The organism is Symmachiella macrocystis, assembly GCF_007860075.1.
In the GTDB taxonomy this organism is placed as follows: Bacteria; Planctomycetota; Planctomycetia; order Planctomycetales; family Planctomycetaceae; genus Symmachiella; species Symmachiella macrocystis.
Map to the genome: position 1 here is coordinate 219,783 of NZ_SJPP01000003.1, position 25,235 is coordinate 245,017.

Annotated in this window: 20 protein-coding genes; 8 read left to right on the plus strand and 12 right to left on the minus strand. The window is 55.3% G+C overall.

Features of this window, described 5'->3' with window-relative positions; all coding sequences use genetic code 11:
• Positions 1-21: 21 nt before the first annotated feature.
• The 4 genes from CA54_RS24300 to CA54_RS24315 form a co-directional block, all read right to left on the minus strand.
• Positions 22-2,811 (minus strand): PSD1 and planctomycete cytochrome C domain-containing protein, encoded by a 2,790-nt coding sequence (locus CA54_RS24300; RefSeq protein ID WP_197532793.1) that lies wholly within the window; start codon positions 2,809-2,811, stop codon positions 22-24.
• A gap of 147 nt (positions 2,812-2,958) precedes the next feature.
• Entirely contained in the window at positions 2,959-4,191 is a 1,233-nt protein-coding gene (locus CA54_RS24305; protein WP_146373603.1) for a lysophospholipid acyltransferase family protein, read from the minus strand.
• A gap of 158 nt (positions 4,192-4,349) precedes the next feature.
• Positions 4,350-5,687 (minus strand): hypothetical protein, encoded by a 1,338-nt coding sequence (locus tag CA54_RS24310; protein WP_146373604.1) that lies wholly within the window; start codon positions 5,685-5,687, stop codon positions 4,350-4,352.
• Between the two features lie 130 nt (positions 5,688-5,817).
• Positions 5,818-6,174, minus strand: coding sequence for a hypothetical protein (locus CA54_RS24315; RefSeq protein ID WP_146373605.1), 357 nt, complete (start codon positions 6,172-6,174; stop codon positions 5,818-5,820).
• Positions 6,175-6,959: 785 nt separating this feature from the next.
• Between CA54_RS24315 and CA54_RS24320 the strand changes: the two genes are divergently transcribed.
• A complete protein-coding gene (locus tag CA54_RS24320) occupies positions 6,960-8,867 on the plus strand; it encodes an ABC transporter ATP-binding protein (protein WP_146373606.1) in 1,908 nt (635 codons plus the stop codon).
• 134 nt (positions 8,868-9,001) lie between these two features.
• Entirely contained in the window at positions 9,002-10,609 is a 1,608-nt protein-coding gene (locus CA54_RS24325; RefSeq protein ID WP_146373607.1) for a Na/Pi cotransporter family protein, read from the plus strand.
• Between the two features lie 35 nt (positions 10,610-10,644).
• On the opposite strand, the gene CA54_RS24330 is transcribed toward CA54_RS24325, so the two are convergent.
• From CA54_RS24330 to CA54_RS24340, 3 genes are all read right to left on the minus strand, one after another.
• Positions 10,645-11,106: a universal stress protein gene (locus CA54_RS24330; RefSeq protein WP_146373608.1), complete on the minus strand. Its 462-nt coding sequence runs from the start codon at positions 11,104-11,106 to the stop codon at positions 10,645-10,647.
• A 120-nt stretch (positions 11,107-11,226) separates the two neighbouring features.
• Positions 11,227-11,616 carry a hypothetical protein gene (locus tag CA54_RS24335; RefSeq protein ID WP_146373609.1) on the minus strand — a complete coding sequence of 130 codons (390 nt, stop codon included), beginning with the start codon at positions 11,614-11,616 and terminating at the stop codon, positions 11,227-11,229.
• A gap of 107 nt (positions 11,617-11,723) precedes the next feature.
• Positions 11,724-12,518 carry an MBL fold metallo-hydrolase gene (locus CA54_RS24340; protein ID WP_146373610.1) on the minus strand — a complete coding sequence of 265 codons (795 nt, stop codon included), beginning with the start codon at positions 12,516-12,518 and terminating at the stop codon, positions 11,724-11,726.
• Between the two features lie 685 nt (positions 12,519-13,203).
• On the opposite strand from CA54_RS24340, the gene CA54_RS24345 reads away from it, so the two are divergent.
• The 6 genes from CA54_RS24345 to CA54_RS24370 all read left to right on the plus strand — a co-directional run bounded on the left by CA54_RS24345 (position 13,204) and on the right by CA54_RS24370 (position 19,679).
• Positions 13,204-14,070: a uroporphyrinogen-III synthase gene (locus tag CA54_RS24345; protein ID WP_146373611.1), complete on the plus strand. Its 867-nt coding sequence runs from the start codon at positions 13,204-13,206 to the stop codon at positions 14,068-14,070.
• A gap of 56 nt (positions 14,071-14,126) precedes the next feature.
• Complete coding sequence (gene hemE / locus CA54_RS24350) at positions 14,127-15,179, plus strand: uroporphyrinogen decarboxylase (protein ID WP_197532794.1); 1,053 nt, start codon at positions 14,127-14,129, stop codon at positions 15,177-15,179.
• Positions 15,176-16,609, plus strand: a complete 1,434-nt coding sequence (hemG, locus tag CA54_RS24355; protein ID WP_146373612.1) for a protoporphyrinogen oxidase — start codon at positions 15,176-15,178, stop codon at positions 16,607-16,609. Before hemE ends, hemG begins: the two co-directional genes overlap by 4 nt.
• A gap of 1 nt (position 16,610) precedes the next feature.
• Complete coding sequence (locus CA54_RS24360; protein ID WP_146373613.1) at positions 16,611-17,075, plus strand: hypothetical protein; 465 nt, start codon at positions 16,611-16,613, stop codon at positions 17,073-17,075.
• A 179-nt stretch (positions 17,076-17,254) separates the two neighbouring features.
• Positions 17,255-18,397, plus strand: a complete 1,143-nt coding sequence (gene mqnE / locus CA54_RS24365; RefSeq protein WP_146373614.1) for an aminofutalosine synthase MqnE — start codon at positions 17,255-17,257, stop codon at positions 18,395-18,397.
• Positions 18,398-18,623: 226 nt separating this feature from the next.
• Positions 18,624-19,679, plus strand: a complete 1,056-nt coding sequence (locus CA54_RS24370; RefSeq protein ID WP_146373615.1) for an ATP dependent DNA ligase — start codon at positions 18,624-18,626, stop codon at positions 19,677-19,679.
• A 62-nt stretch (positions 19,680-19,741) separates the two neighbouring features.
• Here CA54_RS24370 and CA54_RS24375 read toward each other — a convergent pair whose 3' ends face one another.
• The 5 genes from CA54_RS24375 to CA54_RS24395 form a co-directional block, all read right to left on the minus strand.
• Complete coding sequence (locus CA54_RS24375; protein WP_146373616.1) at positions 19,742-20,986, minus strand: SGNH/GDSL hydrolase family protein; 1,245 nt, start codon at positions 20,984-20,986, stop codon at positions 19,742-19,744.
• Between the two features lie 386 nt (positions 20,987-21,372).
• Positions 21,373-22,518 (minus strand): LysM peptidoglycan-binding domain-containing protein, encoded by a 1,146-nt coding sequence (locus tag CA54_RS24380; protein WP_146373617.1) that lies wholly within the window; start codon positions 22,516-22,518, stop codon positions 21,373-21,375.
• A gap of 336 nt (positions 22,519-22,854) precedes the next feature.
• Complete coding sequence (locus CA54_RS24385) at positions 22,855-23,634, minus strand: FliA/WhiG family RNA polymerase sigma factor (RefSeq protein WP_146373618.1); 780 nt, start codon at positions 23,632-23,634, stop codon at positions 22,855-22,857.
• A 173-nt stretch (positions 23,635-23,807) separates the two neighbouring features.
• Positions 23,808-24,041 (minus strand): hypothetical protein, encoded by a 234-nt coding sequence (locus CA54_RS24390; protein ID WP_146373619.1) that lies wholly within the window; start codon positions 24,039-24,041, stop codon positions 23,808-23,810.
• Between the two features lie 186 nt (positions 24,042-24,227).
• The gene (locus CA54_RS24395) at positions 24,228-25,127 is read right to left on the minus strand and encodes a P-loop NTPase (RefSeq protein ID WP_146373620.1); all 900 of its coding nucleotides are present in this window, start codon (positions 25,125-25,127) and stop codon (positions 24,228-24,230) included.
• Positions 25,128-25,235: the final 108 nt, after the last annotated feature.

Here is a 25,235-nt window from a genome sequence, read left to right on the forward strand (position 1 = left end):
TCCCGCTAAACACGCGACGTTTCAATCCACAAACAAAAACTCGTTGGTCATCAGCAACGCCTGAATATACTCCTGCCACTGCTGCTGCGACGGTTCCGCACCCAAAAACGCGACAGCCAGTTCCAGTTCCAGCTTCGTGGGCGCGCGGCTGAAAAGTATTTGATGCAGCCGGTCGATGCGCATCGACGCGTCTGCGATATCGGCGACGTCCGGCCGTGCGGCAATCCGCGTCACCACTTCGTCCACAAACTTGTGGTTCATCAAATACAATGCCTGCGGCGCAATCGTGGTCGCATCCCGTTGCGGACTGGTAGCTGCTGGATCGGGAAAATCAAAGGCGCGAAACAACTCCGGAAGGTCCATGCGATCGACGAACGCGTAAATCGTTCTTCGCGGAGTGAATGGTGTTTTTTCAATATCGACCGCCGGGCCACCGAGCGTCTGCTCCAATTGGTCTGTCACAGCCAAAAGTGAATCCCGCATCGACTCAAAGTCGAGTCGGCTGCGATTCATCCGCCACAACAAACGGTTGCGGGGATCGACCGCCACTCCGTCGTCCCGCGCGTGGCTTTGCTGCTGATAGACCGCAGAGAGCATGATACGGCGATGCAGACGCTTCAACGACCAACCGTCCCGTATGAATTCACCCGCCAAATGATCCAGCAACGTGGGATGCGTGGGCGCCTCGCTCCGCAATCCGAAATCACTCGGCGTCGCCACCAGCGCGGACCCAAAATGATTCAACCAAACACGATTGACCAACACCCGCGCCGTCAATGGATTCGCCGGATCGACTATCGCCTGCGCCAACTCCAACCGCCCGCTGCCGGTTTGAAACACCTGATCGTCTTCGTGCGTCAGAAACTCCGGAAAGTGCCGCGGCACGCCGTTCCCGGGACGATTGGGATTGCCACGTAAAAATACCTTGGGAGCATACATTTCCTCAGCATCCAACAACACCATCGCCCGCGGTGGCGCACCTGCCGTTTCGGCGATGTGTTTCTCAACTTCTCCAAGCAGTTTCTTGTATTTGGCCTGAGCAGGACGATCCGGAAGCAAAGTCAGGAACCCCCAACCGGTCCGCACCGGCACATCGGGTGGCGCTTGCGAGCCATAAAACACGAGTCGCAAAGCCTCGTCCGACTCGTCGGGCAATTCCGTAGGCAGTGGTTGCTTGGCCTCAGACGCTTGCTGCAACAGCGCCGTCCATTTGTCGTCGACTTGATTCAAAACGTTGCTGTAACGCTCTGCCAATTCCGTCATGTTCGTGGGCGGCGAAGCGCGCAAGGCTTCGATGATTGCTGGATGAGCCTGAACCGGGTCAGCCGCGTGTTGCTCCACAATCGCCGCGACGGACTTACCGAATTCATCAGCAGGAATTTCCGCGCAGGCATGCCAAAGGCTCCAAATTGGATCGTGTGATTTGCGGGTCCGCGTTAAATACGATTGCCAGCGTTGGATCATCGTGGGATTCAGATCTCCCTCTTCGACCAACAGCATGAAATCCTCGGTGGGTGGTTGATGCCGTTTGACATAAGCCGCTATGAGATATTCCGCCACTCGCTTCCGAGCCGAAGTCACCAGCGCCGTATGCTTTTCCGTCACAAACGCATCCAGCTTCTGTTGTTTGACCGCCAGTTCCGCAGCAAATTTGCGATGCTCTTCCGTGTCGGGCGGAGTTTCGAACATCGGCGGGATCGTTGGTTCCGTCGAACTACGAAACACGCCGTACAGCCCATAGTAATCCGCCGCGCTAATCGGATCGAACTTGTGATTGTGGCAGCGGGCACAGGAAACAGTCAGCCCCATCAGTCCCCGGGTGACGACATCGATGCGATCGTCGATAATATCATGGATGTTGCCGGAAAACTGAGCGCCGAGCGTTAAATACCCCATCGCCGTGAGCGGACGCTTGTCTTCGCCCAGTTCCAATTGGTCCGCCGCCAATTGCTCGACAACAAATCGATCATACGGCAAATCTTCGTTCAACGCGCGGATCACATAATCGCGATAGGTGTACGCCCAATGGTATTTTTTGTCACCGAAGAAAATGTAACCTTTATTATCCGCATAGCGGGCCACATCCAACCAATGCCGTGCCCACCGCTCGCCATAGTGCGGCGAAGCCAACAAGCGATCGATCAGTTTTTCATAGGCATCGGGTGACGAATCATTCTCAAAAGCAGCCACCTCTGCGGTTGTGGGGGGCAAGCCGATCAGGTCAAACGTCGCGCGGCGAATCAACGTTCTCCGATCCGCTTCCGGCGCGGGTGTCAGTCCGGCTTGTTCTAGGCGCGCCAAAACAAATCGATCGATCGACGTCCGCGACCAGTCCGCATCCTGCACTGCCGGCAGCGGCTGATCGGCCACTGGTTGAAATGCCCAATGCTGTTTGTACGCGTCGTGGTTCTTTTCGACCGACGGCGTAGAACTCCCCGGCCAGGGCATACCAATTTTTATCCAGCGCGTCAGAGCGGCAATCTCGTCTGCCGACAACTGCCCGTCGGGAGGCATTTGCACATCCCCCGCATAGCCAATCGCTACCAACAGCGAGCTTTCGCCTGGAGTCTCAATGTCGACAATCGGCCCGGCATCTCCTCCGGTAATCACAGCATCGCGTGAATCGAGACGAATGCCTAATTCCTGCTTTTCCGCCCCGTGGCAGGAATAACACTTTTCAGCAAGCACCGGCCGCACATGTTTTTCAAAAAACTCCGCATCAGCCGGCGAAACCTTCTCGTCACCGAATGTGACCGAAATCGCTGACAGGCAGGCAAAGAAACCGAAAATCACAGAACGCAAAGCAGGCATGAACATCATCCGCGGAAGGAATCACATAGTGAGGCAGGAGTCTCCATTATGCCCCCCCACCGATTCCCTGTCGAGTGGATAAACAACAGAGGCTATTGAAAAAACCTACTGGCCACTGGCCACCGAACACTGGCCACTATTTCCCGCCTACTGCCTACTGCCAACCGCCCGCCGCCGCTCCTCCACCGTCGGCGTCGCTGCCAACGTCTCGTCCATCAACCGCTGAACACGGACTTCCAACTGCCGCGTTAGCTCCGCCCCCGTGGCGCGGTCGCGCGTCACAGGTACCGGTAGCGGGTCACCGAACGTCACCACGGCGTTGCGCGTCCCGCGTATGCCCGCCGAGGGAGCATTGAGGAAATCTTCTTCGAATTTGTCAATCGTCTCCGCCATCCGCTCAATCGACGGCCGCTCAGAGACGTAATTCCCCGGATAGCTAAACATCTGCACGACTAAAAACAGATCGTCCATATCGTGCACCAGGGGTTCACGAGCGGCGTCGGTCTTGTCGAGTTCATCGAGTCGGCTGATCACTTGACGGCGGAGGTTTTTGACCCGCTCCGGAATGATCAGGCCCTCTGGTTCCTCCACACCATGCCGTTCCGCAAGCCGCTGCAAGATCGTGTCGGACAAATCGGCAACGCGTTCAGCCAACGGACCCGACCGGCTGCGGCCAAGATATTCCACCTCTTTGAGTGCGATCAAGCCGTCGGCAAAGCGGTAGATGCGGTCGTGCAACGAAAGATCCGTACGCACCCGCCAAGAAATCTGCTCCTCCAATCGCTGCATCACCTGCAACAACTCCGGCGTGGGGTCGGTTTGGTACTTATAGTGAATGGCACAGGGAACGACCGTAATCGGACGCTCCGCTTTGCGGGCTGCAGTCATTGCGATGGCAGCTGCGCCTTCGCGAAAAGGGGTGATCCGTTCGTTGAGGTGATAGACTTCCCCCTCGGGAAAAATCACCAACGGATGAGGTCGCTGCTGTACGATCTCCACCGCCTGTTTAAACGCCCGCATGTCGGTCCCTTCACGGTCGACGCTAAAGCAACCGTGGTGCTGCATTACCAGACTTTCCAACCGGCTGGACATACCAAACACTTGCCAAGCTGTCATGAAATACAACGGACAAGCAAGCACTTCCGCCGCATGATACAGCACATACGAGTCGGCATGACTCGAATGATTGGGCGTAATCACCACCCCCTGCCCGGCCGCCAAAGCTGCCTGCAAATGCTCGGCGCCGCGAACATCGATATCCAGCAGCCGATGCTGCTGTATCTGCTGATACCGCCGCAACGATCGCCAGACACGGATCATGAACGGACTAAGTTTTGGCGGCCACCACTGCGGCGGCGTCTCAAATGGCTGACGATTCATAGCACGGCCATCATCTCGGGAAATACAAACGAACACGCCCTTGTATTTCAACCAGACGCAATAGATTTCGCAATATCACGTTTGAATAGACCGTAGGCGCGAGTAAATAGGCGTGAGAAAGTCAGCCCCTCTCAAGCCTGTCCCCTCAAGCCTCAAACCTACCGCAAGTACTGTTTATCCGACGCAATCCCCATTGGTTGCGGGGTATCGGGCTTGATGATCTTCCAAGATGAGCCGGTTTCCCGCATCTCTTTGTAGTCTCGCGTTTGGTAGGCGAATTCCAGTTGCGGAGTGTCGAGGGATTTTTCGCCCGCGTGACGGGAATGCATCGCTGAGTCTAAAACCCCGGTCGTCATCAAGGTCCGCTCGACCGGATACGGAGCTTTCCCGTGGATGAAATGATTCTGAATCGCATGCGAAAGCGCTTTGAACAGACAACGATTGTCCCAAGGGCCGGGATTGAAATAGGTCGCGACCGGTTTAGAATTCCCTTTGACCCGGCAGGCGAAATTCCAACGGATGCCGCTATTGCCCACTTTCAGCACAGTCGCGCGCAAACCGTCCTTGTACTCCAACAGAATACCATGCGAAGCCGTTTTGGGATCGATCGCCGGCTGCCCCATAAAGTCCGCCTCCGCCTGCATCGCTGCCGCCGCTAGATCCAGCGACCAACGTTTATTGGCAGTCGCCATTAATGCATCACCGGACAAAAACTGTACGCGGGCTATTCCCGTCTCGCCGCCGCGTCGTCCTTCGACCATCGACTGCAGCACTTCTAAACCGTGAAAGTCGTACGATTCCACCCCGCCGCCATGAATGGAGATCGCTTCTTCAATTTCCACACCAATCGGATTGTCAATCATCGGCGCTCGTTGCGCCAACGGCACTGAACTGCCCGCCATGAAGGGAATCCCGTGCTGCACGGAGGTGTCGTACATCTCCTTGGCCCAGTCCCAGCGATACGACAGATGCTTGTCATTGAACACCGGTACAAATCGCTGCGAGCGTTTCATCACAGCCGCGATTTCATCGAAAAACCGTTTCCGCGGGTACTCCACTTGCCCCAGATCATTGCTGGGATAGCTGCCATGCTCGCCGATAGAGAGAACCGCATCGACCGCCAATTCCTTGCCCCCCAAACAGAGCGCGTCGGAAATTGAGTCATAGACAGGCAGTCGATAATTCTTCGCGATCTCCGTCGTCATGTCGCCCTGAGGATGCTGATCGGCATACAAACTGACAACCTCCACACCGGGGTCGGTCAATTCCCCGTTGAAGATGTACGACTCCAGAAAATTCTCGAGCAACACATGAGTATGCCAACGATGCGCGAATGCAGTGTACACCACGGCAACTTTAGGACGTCTCTTTGCGGGTGCAGCGGAGAGACTGTTGGCCAGAAACGGGGAAGCCAGTCCACTGGCAATCGACGTCTTGAGAAAACGGCGCCGTGTTACGGATAAGTCCAATCCGTCCGCCGTATTTTTGCGTGACATAAGCCGAGGATTCCTGTAGTCGCGTTGTGGTTGAATCATGATGACTTCCGGGAACTGAGGCCGGACGCATCAATACTTGCTTACTTGATTGTAAGCGGTTCTACACGCGGACAACAGCCAAGGAACGATTTCACAACTGAACAAAGTACTCGCCAAAGTTCAAATACACGAATAACAAGCATTGAAATCCCGCGACGCTGGCGCCAGCCGTGATTCCCCATTTGGCGCGAAAGCGATACAATAACGGAATCGTGCACATCACGACCAACGTTCCGACCATTTTGAACGTCATGAACAAGGCGACATCACCGCCGTCTTGCTCCATCAACCAGCGTCCCACCGGATTTTGTTCGTATTGGTACAGGAAATCCTGGTTCTTGAAGGTCCAATACGTGTCGACTGCCGAAACGCCGCCGATGATGATCGTGGCCAAAATGAGAAACGTGATTTGCAAACGTTTCGCCCACGCCATTTCGGGAAGGACCACGAATTGACGTTCTTTCAGGCAATTACAGCGTTGCTCGGCCGAGCGACGCGTTTGCGACGAACGGTCACTCGCCGCAGGACGGCGGTGCGATGGCTGCCGAGTTGGTTTTCCCCAACAACGGATAGACTCCATGGGATCAAACGCCGATGCACGGCGTCTAGGAGTTGCCGTAATCATCACTACTGCCCTCCTTTTCTCCGCATGGCGGACTCAGCGCGTCGCGCAGTTAAAATAGTCTCTGTTTGTTTTCCAAATCGCTTCCGTGAACTCACTGATGTAGATACAGAAATTAAAGTCGCAAACCCTACGCCATTCAGCCCTGACCGGGCCTCGCCTACCGACAGTTTGATGGATTTTATCAGGTTTCCCAGACTATCGACGCCGGTCAGGATGCCAGTTGACAACCGTCCGTGATGTTTTCGTCAATGTGACTCAGACAAAGATCACCGACCGTTTCCGCGACTACTCTTGCCTCACGTCATAGTGATCACCAAATCTTTCCAAAAGCGGACACTCTTTTTCGTGTCCTTCGTATATTTCGTGGTTAATTTCTTCTGGGAGCAGAGTCGAAGGCCACAATGGCTGCTTTGGTTTTATGTGGATGATTCCTCAACTGCGATGGTAGCCAAGCGTAAATGCCTAACATTTGCATCACACTAAATTCCAAGTCGGTGGCGACTGACTTGACCCTGTCGTATACAATTCACCGATGCCCTTCCTGGGAACACCCCAGGAACTCCCCAGGAACTCCCCAGCACCGTTTGAATACTGCGACAAAACGATTCATGTCCCGACAAACATCCAGCCGACGACGGTTTTCTGAGTATCTCGACGCAATCCGTGTCAAATCCGCACCTTCCGATGCTGCGCTGGCAGGTCAGGACAAACTGCGAGAGACTCCGCGACACGATCGATCCTTCTATACGCTGTTGCGGGAATTCCTGAAGTTGCTCGCCGGTCATCGAAAAATGATCGCCTTTTCGCTGTTTACGCTCAGCATCTCGACAGTTCTCAAACTCGTCCCCCCGGCCGCGACCAAAATTGCCATCGACTACGTTTTCACCGGCCGGCCGTTACCGGAATCGGTGACGAGTCGCATCTCCTTACCCGCCAATCCGCGCGACCTTTTAATCCTATTGGCGGTCACGGTCATTGCGATTTCGGTCATCGAAATCGTGATTCACGTCTGGGGGCGGTGGTTGGCGACAAAATCCACCAAACTCGTGCAGATGTCGGTCCGCAAACGCGTCTTCGATCATGCGGTGCGTCTGCCGTTACATCGGGTCTTTCAATTGAAATCTGGCGGAGTCACCAGTATTCTGCGGGAGGACGCCGGTGGAGTTGCCGAATTAATTTTCAGCATGCTCTACAATCCCTGGCGGGCGATCATTCAACTGCTCGGTAGTCTGGCTGTGCTGGCCTGGGTCGATTGGCGGCTGTTGCTCGGATCGCTGATTCTATTGCCGGCGGTTTACATCACGCACAGCACTTGGATCAGCCGGATCCGTCCGCTGCAACGCGACATCCGTCGTCGCCGTCAGGAAATCGACAGCCACGCCACCGAAGCCTTTGGCGGGATGCGCGTGGTACGAACCTTTGGGCGTCAACGCAGCGAAGCGGGCCGTTTCACCCGCGGTAATCACTTGATGGCGCGGCAAGAACTGTTGGCCTGGTGGAGGATGCGGGTTGTAGAAACGGTCTGGAGTGTGCTCATTCCCCTTGCCTCCGCCGGTCTGTTGATCTATGGCGGACTCCAGGTCTTGCAGGGTGAAATTACGCTGGGCGACTTGATGATGTTTCTGTTTTATCTCGCCATGCTACTCGAGCCGGTCGCCGTGCTAGCCAACAGCGCCACGCAACTGCAAAGTAGTCTCGCAGGGTTAGATCGCGTGTTGGATCTGATGGCCGATCCCCAAGAAATGCTGCCGGCCCCGCATGCCATCTCACTCGATCCGCAAACAGTCGCCGGCCGTTTGACGCTCCGCGATGTCAGTTTTCAATACCCCGGCACCGAGACACCCGTGTTACAGGACATCAACCTCGAAGTCGAACCGGGCGAAACGTTGGCGTTGGTCGGTCCGAGCGGCGCTGGGAAAACAACACTGTGCAATCTGATTGCCCGCTTTTACGACCCCACGTCCGGCGAGATCGACATCGACGGTGTGAATCTCAAAGATATTCGCGTCGAAAGTTATCGTGAATTGTTGAGCATCGTCGAACAAGACATCTTTCTTTTCGACGGCACGGTGGCGGAAAACATCGGCTACGGTGCCAAGTCGGCCACACTTGAAGATATCCAAGAAGCTGCCCGCGCTGCCAATGCGGATCACTTCATTCAGGAACTGCCCGACGGGTATGACACGATCATCGGCGAACGGGGCGTGCGACTCAGTGGGGGACAGCGACAACGTCTAGCCATTGCCCGCGCGATCTTGGCCGATCCCCGCATTCTGATTTTGGATGAAGCCACCAGCAATCTGGATACCGAAAGCGAACGCCTGATCCAAGACAGTTTAGCGACACTCACCGCCGGCCGGACCTGCTTTGTGATCGCGCACCGATTGAGCACCATCACCGACGCCGACCGCATTTTCGTACTCGAACAAGGCCGCATCGTCGAATCGGGCACGCACCACGGTCTCATGGATCAAAGCAGCCGTTATCGCGAAATGGTAGAATTGCAAATGAGTTAGCCACTGCGCCGCCTTCATGCCAAACGAAGACATGAAGCGACCCGTAGGTCTGCCCGTCAGTGCATCGCGCTCACAGAGGTCGTCTTCAATGTGACGAATTTAGCTCACAGCTGCGCCACAGCCGAGAGAAGCGAATGATACGCGGAATATTACAGGCCGGAGGTGGATTAGGACTGTTCCTGTTGGGAATGCAGTTGTTAACGCAAGGCCTGCGCTCGGTGGCTGACGATCGTTTGCGCGGGCTGATTAAACGCTCCACACGCAGCCCGCTGCAAGGGGTCGCCACCGGTTGCCTGTCCACAGCCGTCGTCCAGTCATCCAGTGCGATTACGGTACTGGCAGTAGGATTTGTGAACGCCGGCATCTTGAGTTTTCCCGAGGCTTTGGGAATCATCTTCGGCGCAAATATCGGCACAACGATCACCGGTTGGTTTGTTGCGCTGCTGGGGTTCAATCTACAACTTGACGAATTTGCGATGCCGCTGGTTTTGTTGGGCGTGATCTTCAAAATATTCGGCCGAGGCAAATGCGAAGCAGCGGGAACCGCGATTGCGGGATTCGGATTGATCTTTGTGGGCATCAGCACCATGCAACTGGGCATGACGGAATTCCGCGGCATTGTGACTCCCGACACATTCCCCCCTGACACGATCCCAGGACGGTTGCTATTGGTTTTGATCGGCGTGGTGATCACCGTTGTTACGCAATCCTCCAGTGCGGGAGTCGCTGCAGCGCTGGTGGCACTGCATGCGAATTCCATCTCGCTCAACCAAGCCGCCGCCATTGTCATCGGCATGAATTTGGGAACGACCTTCACGGCGGTGTTGGCCACCGTTGGCGGCAACGTCCAAGCGCGGAGAACCGGTTTCGCACACGTCGCCTTCAATTCGCTGACAGCCATCGGCGCTTTTTTTCTGTTAACACCCTTTTTAAATACAGTCGTAGCTTTGTGGCCCGGCGCAGAGGCGAATTCTCCGGAACTGGTACTTGTCGGTTTTCATACGTTCTTCAATATGGTCGGCGTGATCGCAATTTTGCCTTTCACGCGCGCTTTCGCCAACGTGATCGAGCGAATGTTTCCCGAGCGCGGCAATCTCCTGGTGAAACGGCTGGACAAAAATCAGTTATCCACTCCCGACGCCGCATTGGACGCCGTTTCCGCAACCATCCATGACATCCTCCAGGTCGTCTTCCACGAATTGAGCCGCTGGCTACGACTACCGGCCGCAGTCACGGACGAACAACTCGCCCAGGATGTTGAGGACGCCCTCGACCAGACACAACAATACTTGCAGGAAATTCCCATCCAGGCCGAGGATCAAATCACCGACCATACTTTTTTAGCCTGCGTCCACACACTCGACCATTTGCGACGCGTGAATCGGCGACTGCAAGATCAAGCCCGCCTCCGCACCTGTCGCGCAGAACCGGAATTGTCGAACATGGCGGACAAGTTGGCAGTCGCGTGCGACCGGATCGCCGAAGAAATATTCCCGCTGTCCCCCGAACAGGCAGAAGCGTACCACGACATCAATCACCAGCTAAAAACCGATATGCGGACATTTCGCGCCCAAGCCGTCTCCACCGCCGCGCATGGACAATTGACACCCGGCGAGGCAATCAAACACATGGATGCCGCGCGTTGGCTGCGACGAATTGGCTATCACGTCTGGCGCGTGGCTTACCACATGTCCGCACAAACAAACGAGGACACCCTCGATTCCAGGCGGAAACGATCTTAGGCAGGCTAACGTTCCGGGTATCGTGACGGATCTGACTAAGGCATCGTAAATTCGTGTCCGTCGGACGGAACTGTCAACACCGGGCAGCGGGCTTTGCGAACGACTTTTTCGGCGACGCTTCCGATCAGCAAGTGGGAAATGCCGGTGCGGCCGTGCGTTCCCATCACGATCAGGTCGATGTCCTTCGCCTTGGCGTATTGAATAATCTCCGAAAATGGAGCCCCTTCGCGTATTTCCTGCACGACGTTTGTTACCGAACCCGCCATCGAATCGGCCGTCTCCTGCAGTTTGTTGGTCACCGCGTTATGCAGGTCCTGCATGATCTCATCGGAAACGGCGAAAAATCCGTCCGAACCCATCGCCACCGCCGTATCGTTGGCAATCACATGCAACAGATGGATTTCCGCACCAAACTTCTCAGCAAGATTTTGCGCATACTTCAATGCGTTCGCTCCATTGTCGCTGAAGTCGGTCGGCACCAGGATTCGATTCAACATCGTGACAGCTCTCCTAACTTTTTTCGTTATTGGATTTCCAGATGTCCAAGTCACTTTAGTCAGTCAATTGTAGCGCGCAGGCCGCGAACTGGCCAGACCCTAGACACTGACTTTCGCGGTTCAAACTGTTTCCCAGTCCGCGGAGTTCAAGGACTCTCGAAGTTGCTCCACCGATCGAATCGCACGTTCACCGGCTGATCCGCCTTCGTCGAATTCATGCAACAGGTGTTCCGCTTTTTCAAACGTGCAAAAGCGGTCCAACTGCGCGTGGAAGACTTCGAAATTCTCAGAGCGGAGAGCATCGGGCAGAGATGCGTATTTCCGAATCAGATGCTGCGGATTGTTCGCAAGTACGATTTCACGGCAGCGCGCCGCAATATCAACACATGCGGCGCGGCATGCGGAAATTCCAGTCAGCAACAGAAATTTATCCCGCTGCGGATACTGCTGTTTTTGATGTGAGACTTCCGCAAGACGGGCAAAGGCCGTCATGGCTGCTTCGTCATTCATGCTAATTGCCGGGCGCTGTCAGGAAACCCCGCGGCGAAGCCACAGGCGAAAAGACCAAACACGAATAGCGGTCAAGACCGAGACCGCCCCCCTTATCGACTTGTTGATCAAAACGTGATCTGCAAGCCATCGTATGCCAATTCAATACCCTGAGGCAATCGCGAATTTGTCGCTTCGTGTTCCAGGGTGTGTGCAATATGCGTGAAGTAGGTCCGTTGCGGTTTGACCCGCTCGACCACCGCTAATGCCTGCTCGATATTCAAGTGTGTCGGATGCGGCTCCTCGCGCAATGCATCCAAAACCAAAACATCCAACCCCTCCAATAACGACCAACTCTCCTCAGGAATTTGGCTGACATCGGTACAAAATGCGACATCGCCAACTCGAAAACCCAACACTGGCAACTTCCCATGCAGCAGACGAATCGGCTGCACAATTTGACCCAACAGCGTAAACGGTTCGAGCTCGATGCGCTGAAACTCTAAGGCAGGCACAGCACCGCGATGATTGTTCCGCGGGATTTCAAACGCGTAATTGTACGACCTGCGAATCTGCTGCTCGACATTGGCTTCGCAATACAGCGGCACCGGCCCCTTGAGGTAATAGCCGAACAGCCGCAAATCATCCAAGCCAAACAGATGATCAGCATGGCTATGCGTGAAGAGAGCTGCATGAATCAAATCAACCCGCTCGCGTAACAGTTGCATCCGCAATTCCGGCGGGGTGTCGATCAGGAAATTCCCGCCCGGGACCGACACCACGACGCCGGTTCGAGTGCGTTTGTTTCGCGGATTCGTCGACTCACAGACCTCACAATGACAGCCGATCATCGGCACGCCGTGGCTGGTTCCGGTGCCCAATAGGGTCAATTTGGATGTTTTCGTAGGGGGCAGTGTCGGCATAGTATCAATCGAAGGAGGGAAAGGCAGGAGATTTTGGATGATACCGAATGGACCGACGTTGAACACCCTTTTGCCTGACCAACAAACCAGTATTGCGAGGTGCTTGCAGGTTTCCTACCACGAAACCTAGCCCGGCAACGCGGATAAAATCTCTATTGAAAAGACAAAGACACTTGGTCGTGCGTCTCTACGCATTTAGAAGCGCTTGTGCGTAATGACGAAAACTATATCAACCGCTATAGTATTTCTCGCGAGCGAAAACTGATGACCAACTCTTGGCATAGTACCATAGAACCATGCCGATCAATGCGTGCAAAGATATTCAACAGGCAATTGATGACCCAGGCACAGAATCAATCAATTCACCTAAAACCAACTAGGGATTTCCTGTAGTTCGTTGTTGTGCACGATCGTTCCTGCTTGAATAATATTAATGCTTTTCTAGAATGAAATCAGTCGAGCCGGTCGATAAGTTATTGGTCGACTTTTGATTTCATTCAAACGCCGACAACAAGACATTACCATATTTTGGTAGCTCAGACGGGAGGATAGCTGGGCCGCGGTTAAACGCAGGCCCGGGCGAGCGCCTATCCTTCTTCTGGGCTACCTTTTTTATGCGCCCACCGCTCACGCCCGCAGCGGAGGACCGTTCCCCCCCTCGCGCGAATGGATGGGAAAAACTTCGATGGCAGACTCTCCTAAATCGGCTCCCCCCCAAGCAGCCAGTTTCCAAAACTTACGCGTCTGTTCCTTTGAAAGCCGCAAAGGCAATGAAATGCGGTCGTTGATCGAACGGCACGGCGGTCTGGCAACCATTGCCCCTTCGATGCAAGAAGTACCGCTCGGAGAAAACCCCGAAGCGTTGCAATTTGCCGAAGAATTATTTGCCAGCCAGATCGACATCATTGCCTTCATGACGGGTGTTGGCGCCAAGGCACTCTTGGCGGCGATCGAAACCCGCTATCCCCGCGAGAAGTTTCTAGACGCACTGCGGCAAACCCACTGCATCGTCCGCGGACCGAAGCCGGCGGCGGTGTTTCGCAACTGGAAAGTCCCCTTTGCCGGACAAGCCCCGGAACCGAACACTTGGCGGGAATTGCTCACAGTTTTTGATGAGGAACTTGTCGGCAAAGTCGTTGCCGTGCAGGAATATGGTCGGCCTAGCACCGAGTTTTATGCGGCCTTGGAACAACGTGGGGCAACCGTTCGACCCGTCACCGTCTATCAATGGGCACTCCCCGATGACACGGAACCGTTGCATTCAGCGATCCGCGCGACTGTCGCAGGCGACCATGACGTGCTGATGTTCACCAGCGCGCAGCAACTGCACAACACGTTGGAAGTCGCCGACACGGCGGGATTGAAGCAGGATTGGCTGGCCGCTGCGGCGAATTGCGTCATCGCCTCCATCGGCCCCACCGCCAGTGAGCACCTACATTCCGTCGGTTTGCCCGTGGACCTTGAACCAGACCACCCAAAAATGGGACACTTAGTGCGAGCCGCCGCTCAAGCCGCGCCGGGGATTCTAGAATCTAAACGCGGCAACGGTTGAGCAACCAGCGCGCTGATACTATCGAACGACCTCACTTGCCGCGGAATTGACGCATCTTGACTACACCCGAACTTCAAAATAGCCGGTTTATGCGTGCTGCTCGCCGCGAACCGGTCGACACGACCCCCATCTGGCTGATGCGACAAGCTGGACGGTACATGCCCGAATACATGGCCATCCGGAACAAGGTCACGTTTCTGGAATTGTGCAAACGCCCCGACTTGGCCGCCGAGGTCACGCTCGTCGCCCGGGAACGCCTGGGAGTCGACGCGGCCATTCTATTTGCCGACTTGCTCCCCATTCTGGAACCGATGGGCTTGGACTTGGAATACGCCAAGGGCGAAGGCCCCATGATTCACAATCCGCTCTCGACACCCTCAGATGTCGATCGTTGCCACGAGTTGGAAGACATGGATGCGCTCGGCTTCGTTTTCGAAGCGGTCAAGCTCATTCGCCGTGACCTCCCGGCCGATATTCCGCTGCTTGGTTTCGCCGGAGCTCCGTTTACGCTGGCCTCCTATGCGATCGAGGGAGGTGGTTCGCGGAATTACATTCATACCAAACAGTGGATGTACTCCGACCCGGCCGCTTGGAATACATTAATGCAGCGGCTTTCCAACAGCGTTGCCCGGTATTTGAAAGCACAAATCACCGCCGGTTGCCAAGCAGTCCAAATCTTTGATAGCTGGGCCGGTTGCCTCTCCCCGGACGATTACCGGCAATACGTCCTGCCGCACACCAAAGCCCTCATCGACGCGCTGCCCAAAGACGTGCCGGTCATCAATTTCCTGACCGGCAATCCCGCGCTGTTGCCACTACTACGTGAAGCAGGGGGGCAGGTCATTGGGATTGATTGGCGGATCGGACTGGCCGAAGCCTGGGACATTGTCGGCCACGATGTCGCCGTTCAGGGAAATCTAGACCCCGTTTCGCTGATGGCGGATACCAAGGTGCTGCGCAAACGGACGCAAGACGTGATGAATGCCGCCGCCGGACGTCCCGGTCATATTTTTAATCTGGGACACGGAATCATGCCGCAAGTGCCCGTGGAAAACGCGATCGCGCTGGTGGATATGGTCCATGAAATGGGAGCTGCCGGGCCGTCATGAATCCCGCTGCCCCTACGAGCGTGCGCCGCGTCGCTGTGATCGGCGGCGGAATCTCCGGATTGTCCGCAGCGCATCGTCTGACCGAACTGCGTTCCGAATCGCAACAGCCACTGGATATCACGCTCTTTGAAGCGAGCGACCGGTTGGCCGGGGTGATGGGGACCGAGGAAATCGATGGATACCACGTCGAGACCGGTGCCGATTCGTTCATCACCGACAAGCCGTGGGCCGTCGATTTGGCCAAACGGTTGGGCTTGGAGGAGCGTCTGATCTCCCCCGACGCCAATTACCGGCGGTCGTTGGTACTGCACAACGGCAAACCGCAACCGATCCCCGAAGGGTTCATGCTGCTCGCCCCGTCAAAAATCGGCCCCGTCCTCAAATCACCCCTGCTCAGCCCCTGGGGCAAACTTCGACTGGGCATGGAATACCTATTGCCGCGCGGCAACAACGGAGAGGACGAAAGCCTCGCCCATTTTGTGCGGCGACGTCTCGGGCGCGAAGTGTTGGACCGGATCGTGCAACCGTTGGTGGGGGGGATCTATACGTCCGACCCAGAGAAACTGAGCCTCCGCGCGACCCTGCCCCGTTTTCTCGACATGGAACAAGAGCACCGCAGCTTGATTCGTGCTTCGCGCCGCCAATCCACACGACGCAAAGACAATAGCGGTAGCGGTGCGCGTTATGGATTATTTGCCACCTTCGCCACCGGAATCTCCGAACTTTTCGCAACCCTGATCGCCTCGCTGAAAAATTGCGACGTGCGCATGAATACCGCCGTCACACGTTTGACGCCTGGCCCCGAGAATGCAACGGCCACTTTGGAAACGACCGATGGACGTCACGAAGAATTCGATGCGGTCATCGCCGCCCTGCCCGCTTATCGCGTTGGCGATTTGGTCGCGTCGTTCGCTGCCCCGCTGGCCGCGCAGTTGCAGTCGATCGAGTACGCCTCCAGCGCGATCGTCGTCACCGGACATCGCCTCGCCGATGTCGCCAATCCGCTCAATGCGTTTGGCTTGGTCATTCCAGCAGTCGAAAACCGCAAAATTCTCGCCGTCTCGTTCACCAGTCGAAAATTCCCCGACCGTGCTCCCGACGACTGCGTCCAACTCCGCACCTTCGTGGGAGGAGCCATGCAACCGGAATTGTTGGAATTGGATGACGAACAACTCTTGTCCCTCGTGCGCGGCGAATTGGCGGAGCTACTCGGAGTCCAGGGAGAACCGCAAATCGCCCGCATCGCCCGTTATCAACAAGCCATGCCGCAATACCACGTCGGCCACCTGGAGCGCGTCCAGCAGATCGAAGTCGCAGCGGCCGCCCTCCCCTTTTTCGAACTCGCCGGCAACGCCTACCACGGCGTCGGCATCCCCGACTGCGTACACAGCGGCGAACAAGCTGCCGAACGGGTGTTTTCGAGGATTTGATATGATCGTCCTGCCGCGTGGAATTACCGGATTTACACATCGAAAAGATCCGCCGCTTCCTGTCAGCATTGAAAAATGCCAATTTCGCACTGACTGTTATCAGGTCGCTCGTCAGTGCAACGCGGCAGTTAGTTCCATCGATGAACCTTCTGGGGTTGAAAACTTTCGAACTACAGAATTCGCCATTGGTGACGAAAAATTCTTAACTCTCTTGAACATACATTTCCCCTATTTGGCGATGGCCCAAGTGAGACACGACGGAGATTTGACCTTTAATTTCATAGATGTTCCCGCACTCGCCTCTGAATTTCGCGCTATCGACCGGTACCAGGTCCTAACTGCTGACCACCTCGCACAGCCCATCACTGAATCGATGGTCGGGAATTTGTCGAAGGCCGAATTGCATGAAATGAAATATTGGAATCCGCAAACGATGGGCGAGGTGATTTTCAATTATTGGGACTAATTGAGCATCAAATACTCTCGCAAGCCTGCGGGAATGTTCCATTTAGCCACCGGACTTCTCATGCGTGACAATCGCGTACATCCGCCTATAATATGGTAACTAATGGTTAATTCACCCGTTTTGGCACGGTTCCACAGAACGGTGACAATTCTTTACGCATAGATGGCAGTGGACAGAGCATGAAATCAGCAACCTACGACAGCCAGCTTCGCGACATCTCCACCAAAATCGAAGCCGGCGAACGCGTGACCTATGACGAAGGCGTGTTCCTGGCCGAGCAGGTTGACGTGCAGACGTTGGGGCGGTTGGCGAATCTTGTCCGCGAACGCAAAAATGGCGATTTCGCGTACTACAACACCAACATGCACCTGAATCCCACGAACGTCTGCGTCTATCGCTGCACGTTCTGTGCGTTTCGATCCGACTTGCATGCGGACAAAGCTTACGAATTCACCGACGACATGATTCGCGAACGGGTCGCCGAAGCCCAAGCGGCCGGTGCCACGGAAATCCATGTTGTCGGCGGGTTGCATCACCAAAAAGATTTTGACTGGTACGTCAACATCATCCGCGTGATCCACGAAGCCTGTCCGGAGATTCACATCAAAGCCTGGACAGCGGTCGAGATCAATTGGTTCTGTTTTAAAACCAAGCAATCCATCCCCTGGGTTTTAGAACAGCTCATCGATGCCGGTTTGGGAAGCATGCCGGGCGGTGGGGCGGAGATCTTTCACGAAGATGTTCGCGGCAAAATCTGCGAGCACAAAGCGGACGGTGAAAACTGGATTGATATTCATCGCCAGGCACACAAGTTGGGCCTCCGCACCAATGCAACGATGCTCTACGGCCATATCGAAACTGAAGCGCATCGTGTTGATCACCTCTGCCGACTCCGCGCACTACAGGACGAAACCGGCGGATTTCAAACGTTCATTCCGTTGGCCTTTCATCCGGAAAACACCGGTTTGGACCAAATCCAAAAGCCCAGCGGATTGACCGACCTGAAGGTCATGGCGCTCTCCCGCATCATGCTGGATAACTTCGATCACATCAAAGCGTATTGGATCATGTTGGGGCAAGAGACCGCGCAACTCGCACTCAGTTACGGTGCTGACGACCTGGACGGCACGGTTGTTCACGAGATCATTTATCACGACGCCGGTGCCCAGACGCCCGAAGGGCTTACGGTCGCACAATTGACCGACCTGATCACCGAAGCGGGCCGCATTCCGGTCGAACGCGATACGCTCTACCGCAAAGTGATCCGCGAAGGGGCTGCCTGGCATATCGGCGAACCGATCCTGATCGGTGCCGGCGCATAGCACCCGGCCCACTAAGATCACGTTGATCCCGAGCACCCGTATTTCTGGCGCATTCCGTTTTATCACTACGCACGGCGCTGACTTCCTTCCCGTTACATGCCGCCCCGGAATTTGGCAGCTAGCGGTGGTGATCGCGTCACGGCGGGCAGGGACGTACTAGGGTTTTGCAGAGACCAGCGCTACGTAGCGTGCGGATTCCCCTAGGCGTCACAAAAAAGGCCCTCCCATGCCATCCAACGACTCGCAGAATAACTCGCAATCCAATTCCCAATCTGCTGTGGCGCCCCAATCTCCAAAAACGGGACAAGGATGTGCCAATTGCGAATCCACGGCTGACTGGGGTCACTCGTCATGGTGTCCACGGTGCGGCTGGTATCCCGCCCTGAATACTTGCGTCGAGGTCGATTCCGCCGAGGAAGATGTCGAGCAAGAAAAACCACTGGAATGGTACGAAGTGATTCCCGGCTGGGCCTGGGTTGTGGGCTTCGGCGAAGTCGGTTTGATTGTGCTCAGCATCCTGGGACGTGTCACTACCGACACGGTCAACGGCGAACGTGGGCACTGGGCATTGATTCAGTTATTCGTCGGCTTTTGCTCACTCATGGTTGGGCAAGCTTGGGCTTACATGTATGCCGTGATGAAATCATCCGACTTCGGCCCCGCTGATATCTTCTTTCAACCGCTCGCAATTTGGGGTCCGTCGAACCGAATTTTGCCAAAAAGCGCCCCGCGATTGGCCTTGGCCATCTGGGGCGCCACCGCTGCATTTTTAGCCGTCGCCGTCATCGGAGGAATCAACTACAACGCGTTGTTCGAAGACTGGGGTTTCGAAGAACAGGCTCAACCCAACATGGTCCACGAAATCGTACGACAGGCACGTGAGGGCGAAGGCGAAGAGTCCCTAGAGGAAGCCATCGACGAATTTGTCGGAGATGAGGAAGACCAAGAAGAGGTCATCATTGAAACCCAGGATCTGGATTGCCTGATCATCGGGTACATCGGGGAATCGCCGGAAAAATTCACCGGACTAGCGCTGGCCACTTTGGTGAAGGGCAAACTGCAATACGTCGGCACCGTCTTCACAGGCATCCCCAAAGAAGACCGCGCGATTCTAGCGGATCGCATGGCAACACTCGGTCGGGAACGGCCCTTCGTTAAAGCCAAAGTGGCTGCCAACTGGCTGCAGCCTACTCTCATGTGCCGCATCAATTGCGAAGGATTGACCAAACGCAAGAAAATGAAAAACCCGGCCTTCGTGTCGCGGTTGGCAGATGCGAAATAGCTTCCATGTCCAATGGCCTCCCCGCTCCAACGGGGAGGCTGCGGGCAGGATATCTCAATGCATCATTGCGGCAAAGAGCGTGGAGCACGATGCGTTGTAGCTTCTGGTTCCGGTTGCGAATTGCTGCTCGATGCGGGACGTTCCCAGATCCCAGCCGAATTGCGTAATATACGTTTCGCCAATTCCCGCGCATAAAGTCGATGGCCCTCTCGCGAATATCCCAATGTCTCTACTTGGAAGAGCGTATCGGGATCTTCCGCTGCTTGAAACGCGGGCGACGTATCACACAAGGTCATAGTTTCTTGTCGGCAATAGTCGTCCAACATTTGAAAAGGTCGACGACTCGCGCACAACGTACCAACGGGAACACCAATCTCGTCGCGCAGGACCTCTCCACCACTTGCCGTGGGACAGATCTGCCATGGTACAGGACCGGCTGCCACGAGGAGATCGGCGTATAAACCACGCGTTAGATTCTTGAGTTGCTTCAGTGGTTCCATCGATTGCTCAATGTAGGGCGACCAATCGGGTGGATCGTCCTTCAGCCATGCGTAACGGCCGGTGGCAACCGAAATATTGTCAGCCTCGCCATCGCCGATGTTGTCCGCCACCAATTCCGAAGCCGTCCGTTTGCCCCATTGCAACAGCAACAACAATTCGCAATCGGGTGAGGCTCCGGTATCCGGAGTTGGCATTAACTTCGGATGCGTACAATTCAGCGGAAGACCGTCCCGCGACATGGCCGTCAGACGCCGGTAGTGGTAATCGTCGGCGACGTCGGACATGTCGAAGTTCATGACAAACACGTCGGCTTGCAGAGCAGCCAGTTGATGTTTGACCTGCAAATACGAGAGCAGAGGACAATAGCCCGGGACACCCGCGTTGACGACCTCCACGCGCTGCCGTGTGTATTGTTGCAGCAGCGCTTCCAACTGTCCGGCAAAGGTCTCTTCCTCCGGCACCTCAGTGGCCAACGTCCTTTCGTCACCCAAACAAACAATCCGATACACACCAGGAGGTTTGGGCACGACAATTTCATCCCCCCGCAGTCCCAGACTGTTAATGCGAACCGTAACTCCCGGAGTCTCGCCGACCGTTGGCGATTGCTGTGTCTCGGACGGCTTGAGAGCGTGATGCGTCGTCCAAGATCGATGCACGATCCCCTGATCGTAGATATCACTCCGCGTAATCTGACCCGTATAGGAATCGTAAATGCGCAGTCCGACCTCGCCAAGCGCTACGAGAATCAGTAGCGCCAACACCGCGTAAATGAGATGTTTGAGATCTGCTAGCCGAGTTCGGATCATCGGGAAATCGAGCCAGGAATGAAGGCGACACCGCCCGTCGTAGATGAGAGGGGGCGGAGTGTAACCCACAACCTAAAAACAAGACAACCCAGCTTTTCAACCAATGCGGCTCAGCCGCCAGGTGCGAGCTACCGCTCGAGTTGTGAGATGCCGATCCCGTTGGTCGCTGCGCGTTGAAAACAGCATGACGGGAGGGCGAGGCTCCCGCCGAGCCAAGCATTACGGAGTCGCGTCGACTGTTTGTAGATATCGCAAATTCTAGCCTGCTGATGTGGCTCAGCAGGAGCTTCGCCCTCCCGCGGACGCAATACATCGATCGCGTAGCGACCAACGGGAGCGGCCTAATTCAATTCCGAGCGGCAGCTCGTACCAAGCGGCTGAGCCGCCTAGGGTAGTGTTAGGGTCATTCCTTCGCGGATTGCGTTGGGGCTGGACAAGTGCTCAGCGTTTGCTCGAAAGATATCGAGGGCCTTACGTCGCGAACCGTAGAATTTCACAGCGATTCGTTCTAGCGAATCACCACGTCGCACTTTATATTCCCGCGGCGCAGCTGTCTGAGTCGAGGTAGCCTCCGAATCGCCGCTCGAATCGCGGACCGTGTTTCGCAGTGGACGGCTGCTGACGGGAACAAACAGAGAATCCCGACTGCTGGAGCGTTCACTGCGGCTAGCTGACGGGTTCTCAGCTACCGGGCCGTTTGGTTTCACAATCGGTTTCGCCGGCGCAACTTGACGATTGGGGATGACGATCTCAGTACCTACGCGGAGTTGATTCGGATTGTCGAGCACATCGCGATTCGCTTCGTAGATATCGACCGCACGATGACTGCCATCTAAAAACTTAGCGGCGATCCGCGATAAGGTATCTCCCGGCTGAATCATGTAGGTTCGCTGTGAGGCCCCCTGTGGTCGAATCGGGTGCTGCTTGAGTTCCTTGGCGACCGACGGAGCGACGACGTCCCAGCCTTCATTATGCCGCGGTTGCGGGTCTGTGGTGACCACCGACGGCGTTTCCGGTTGAATGGGCGCTGGAATCTCTGTATTGCTTCCGAACGTTTCTTGCGACAGATCATCATCGCCGCGATTCGACAGCCACAATTTCGCGTCGTCAACGGCATTCCCAGCAACGCGGCCTAGCGCATTGCCACTTTCAACCGGTCGCGAGGTGATCAGTTTCTGATTGAGCCGCGATTGTGGTTTCGATTCGCCTGTAGCATCGGTTGCGGTCTGCTTATTGTCGGAGACCAAGTCCGCATCCGCCGAATCGGTCCCGTTCAACCAGCTCAACCACCCCTCGTCCTCTGAGGCAGTTTCATCCGCAGTCAGAGTCGCCGGTTCATCGGAAGGGCTTTCGAGCCCCGTGAGATGCGGCGTGTGCGGCCGGTCTAGGATTTCCGCATCGATGTCAGAGAAGTCCTCGTGCGCAGTTTCAGCGCCCGCATCGTCTTGAGGTTTACCACACCAAAGGACCATGGCTGCGAACCCCAGAAGCATTATGGCTAATGCTGCGGGTACTTTAAGTTCACGATTCATGATTGATCCATATGTTTTTGCCTTCCCCTGTATCTCGAAATATCGACGGCTCGCCCGAAAAACGAGAACAGATTTTGAGATATTCAGCAAAATGACCGCACCCGCCTCACCCCGCGCACGGCTGGTTGGGTCATGACCAAAATAGGGCCGCCCCAAAATATCAGCACAACCTGCCGCTATTGACGCACCACTACGACTTGTCGAGGCTCTCACGGCACAGGAGTTCAAACGACCATCGCTCAGCGCGCAAAAAATCCCGCCGTAATGTGCGGCGGGATTTTTTATAGAATTGTGCGTGTTTCGTCGGCAGCCTTTGGCTGTCGGTTTCCCCGTGGCCTACTGGGCGAATTCCGGGCGGCGGCGGCGGAGTTGATCTTTGAGTCGGTTCACAATGCTGGAGTGCATTTGGCTCACGCGGCTTTCCGATAGCCCCAGCGTGTTGCCGATCTCTTTCATCGTCAGTTCCTCATAATAATAGAGGATGATGATCAGCCGCTCGTTGCGATTCAGTCCCTTGGTGACCAACTTCATCAGGTCGCGACGTTGGATCGATTCGGTGGGATCCTCTCCCTTGCCGTCTTCCAACACATCGATTTCGCGCACGTCTTTGTAGCTATCCGTCTCGTACCACTTCTTGTTCAAGCTGACGAGGTTGACGGCGTTGGCTTCGCTTTTGTGCTTGTTGAACTCTTCGGGCGAGAGTTCCATTTTGGCGGCGATTTCGCTGTCCGTAGGAGGCCGTCCGACTTCCGCTTCCGCTTTTTTCCGCGCATTTTCCAATTTACTGGCTTTGCTGCGTACCAAACGCGGGACCCAATCCATTGTCCGCAATTCATCGAGCATCGCTCCCCGAATCCGCGGCACGCAATAGGTCTCAAACTTCACACCGCGTTCAAGATCAAAGGCATCAATGGCATCCATCAACCCAAACACGCCGGCGGAAATCAGATCATTCAGATCCACACCTTCCGGCAATTTGGCCCAGACGCGTTCGGCATTGTAGCGCACCAACGGTAAATACCGTTCCATCAGCTTATTCCGCAACTGTAAATTGGTCTGGTCTTTTTTATATTCTTGCCAGGTTTCCAAAACTAGCGGATCAATTTTTGTTGCCATGCAACCCTCCTTGGTGCGTTACGTTCAACAGACGTGATATCGGCGATTAGTATTTAGTGTCGGTGAATCGGTGTTGTGGTCACCGCTCAGTTATATTGATAACAAGATGCTATCTCCCCATATAAAATAACGCGGCGTCCCTTCAGCTTTGTTAAGCCGACTGAAGTCAAAACCTACGACTCCTGTACGGCTGACGGCGCTGCTATCTCGGCGAACTCCGCGACTGCATTTTCTTCGACGACCCGGCGAGCAATCTCGCCGACTAACAACCCGATGACGAAGAAGCAGACGGCTTTTGTCCCCGCAGTAATCAACCCGGCATGAAATGCTTCGCCGGTCACGGCTGACTCGATCACCGAGACCGCAAACATGATTAAAGACAACCGAATTGCAAACTGTTTGGCCACGTGTCAAATTCCGATATCCACTATTCGGGAAATCAACATGTCGCGAATCCGTATCCGCGCATAAAACTTCCCCGTTGAGGATATCGGCACTATGCCCGGAATACTCTAGCAAAACTTTACTGATCCGCATGCGCCGCATACTCGTTTAAATTCGTGTAGACTTGCTAACTTAACAACAAAGCCGATTCAAGATGCCTGTGCGGCCTCGCGCGGGCGACTCGGCCAGATTCGCGAAAAGAAATCACCGTGGGACTGCTTGACCCGTGAGATGTTCTTAATTCGACGAGCCAATTGTTCGATCGCACGACTGGCAGGACATCGGGGCGCATGTAACAAAAATGGTGTTTGAAGATTGACCGCTTCGGGAACGGCTGTGTCGTAGGGCAGGAAACCCCCTGCCCCCACTTCAGTCTGTAGGAATATACGTGATGTCTCGCCAATCCGTTCTAAGATTCGCGTCGCCTCTTCGCGACTGCGCGCCTGATTGACGACCGCTTCTAAGACTGGAATCTCCGGCGACGACATCAACGCTTTGATCGTAGCGTATGAGTCAGCAATCGAGGTGGGTTCGGGTGTCGTGATCACGAGCACGACATCAGCGGATTCCAAAAACCGCCGTACACGGCGATCGATGCCCGACCCCGTATCGATGATCAAAAAATCGTGGGAGTGTTCAAGTTCGACAAGCTGGCTCAGCATCTTTTTTTGCACCCGCTCAGGACAGTCCGCCACATCGACCAGCCCGCCTGCTCCCGGAATGACCCGCACACCGGCCGGACCCGTCCGACAGATCTCGGCCAACGTCCTCACTCCGCTCACCATGTGCGAAAGATTCCAATAACTGTTCTCGTGACACAAGACGTCAATGTTTCCCAAACCCAGATTCGCATCCAACACACACACCTCGGCGCCCGATTGCCGCAACGCAATTGCCATATTCAATGCGAGATTGCTTTTGCCCACCCCTCCTTTTCCGCTGGTGATGGCAATCGTCCGTGCGCGCAACGACCTGGCATGCGGAGCCGGAACGGCATCGCTTTCTTGCTGGTCGACCAGACCTCTTAACACGCGTGCTTGGTCGTTCATTGGATTTTTTCTTCACACCTCGGATTGGTGACAGGCATTCACACGAGTGACGTAAAAAGGAGGCCCGAAAATCGACTGACATCGTTGCACCGCACTCGGCAAACCGAC

Coding starts and splice junctions, on each gene's coding strand:
- CA54_RS24300 (WP_197532793.1), bottom strand. CDS start 2,811: ATGCCTGCTTTGCGTTCTGTGATTTTCGGTTTCTTTGCCTGCCTGTCA.
- CA54_RS24305 (WP_146373603.1), bottom strand. CDS start 4,191: ATGAATCGTCAGCCATTTGAGACGCCGCCGCAGTGGTGGCCGCCAAAA.
- CA54_RS24310 (WP_146373604.1), bottom strand. CDS start 5,687: ATGTCACGCAAAAATACGGCGGACGGATTGGACTTATCCGTAACACGG.
- CA54_RS24320 (WP_146373606.1), top strand. CDS start 6,960: ATGTCCCGACAAACATCCAGCCGACGACGGTTTTCTGAGTATCTCGAC.
- CA54_RS24325 (WP_146373607.1), top strand. CDS start 9,002: ATGATACGCGGAATATTACAGGCCGGAGGTGGATTAGGACTGTTCCTG.
- CA54_RS24330 (WP_146373608.1), bottom strand. CDS start 11,106: ATGTTGAATCGAATCCTGGTGCCGACCGACTTCAGCGACAATGGAGCG.
- CA54_RS24335 (WP_146373609.1), bottom strand. CDS start 11,616: ATGAATGACGAAGCAGCCATGACGGCCTTTGCCCGTCTTGCGGAAGTC.
- CA54_RS24340 (WP_146373610.1), bottom strand. CDS start 12,518: ATGCCGACACTGCCCCCTACGAAAACATCCAAATTGACCCTATTGGGC.
- CA54_RS24345 (WP_146373611.1), top strand. CDS start 13,204: ATGGCAGACTCTCCTAAATCGGCTCCCCCCCAAGCAGCCAGTTTCCAA.
- hemG (WP_146373612.1), top strand. CDS start 15,176: ATGAATCCCGCTGCCCCTACGAGCGTGCGCCGCGTCGCTGTGATCGGC.
- CA54_RS24360 (WP_146373613.1), top strand. CDS start 16,611: ATGATCGTCCTGCCGCGTGGAATTACCGGATTTACACATCGAAAAGAT.
- mqnE (WP_146373614.1), top strand. CDS start 17,255: ATGAAATCAGCAACCTACGACAGCCAGCTTCGCGACATCTCCACCAAA.
- CA54_RS24370 (WP_146373615.1), top strand. CDS start 18,624: ATGCCATCCAACGACTCGCAGAATAACTCGCAATCCAATTCCCAATCT.
- CA54_RS24375 (WP_146373616.1), bottom strand. CDS start 20,986: ATGATCCGAACTCGGCTAGCAGATCTCAAACATCTCATTTACGCGGTG.
- CA54_RS24380 (WP_146373617.1), bottom strand. CDS start 22,518: ATGAATCGTGAACTTAAAGTACCCGCAGCATTAGCCATAATGCTTCTG.
- CA54_RS24385 (WP_146373618.1), bottom strand. CDS start 23,634: ATGGCAACAAAAATTGATCCGCTAGTTTTGGAAACCTGGCAAGAATAT.
- CA54_RS24395 (WP_146373620.1), bottom strand. CDS start 25,127: ATGAACGACCAAGCACGCGTGTTAAGAGGTCTGGTCGACCAGCAAGAA.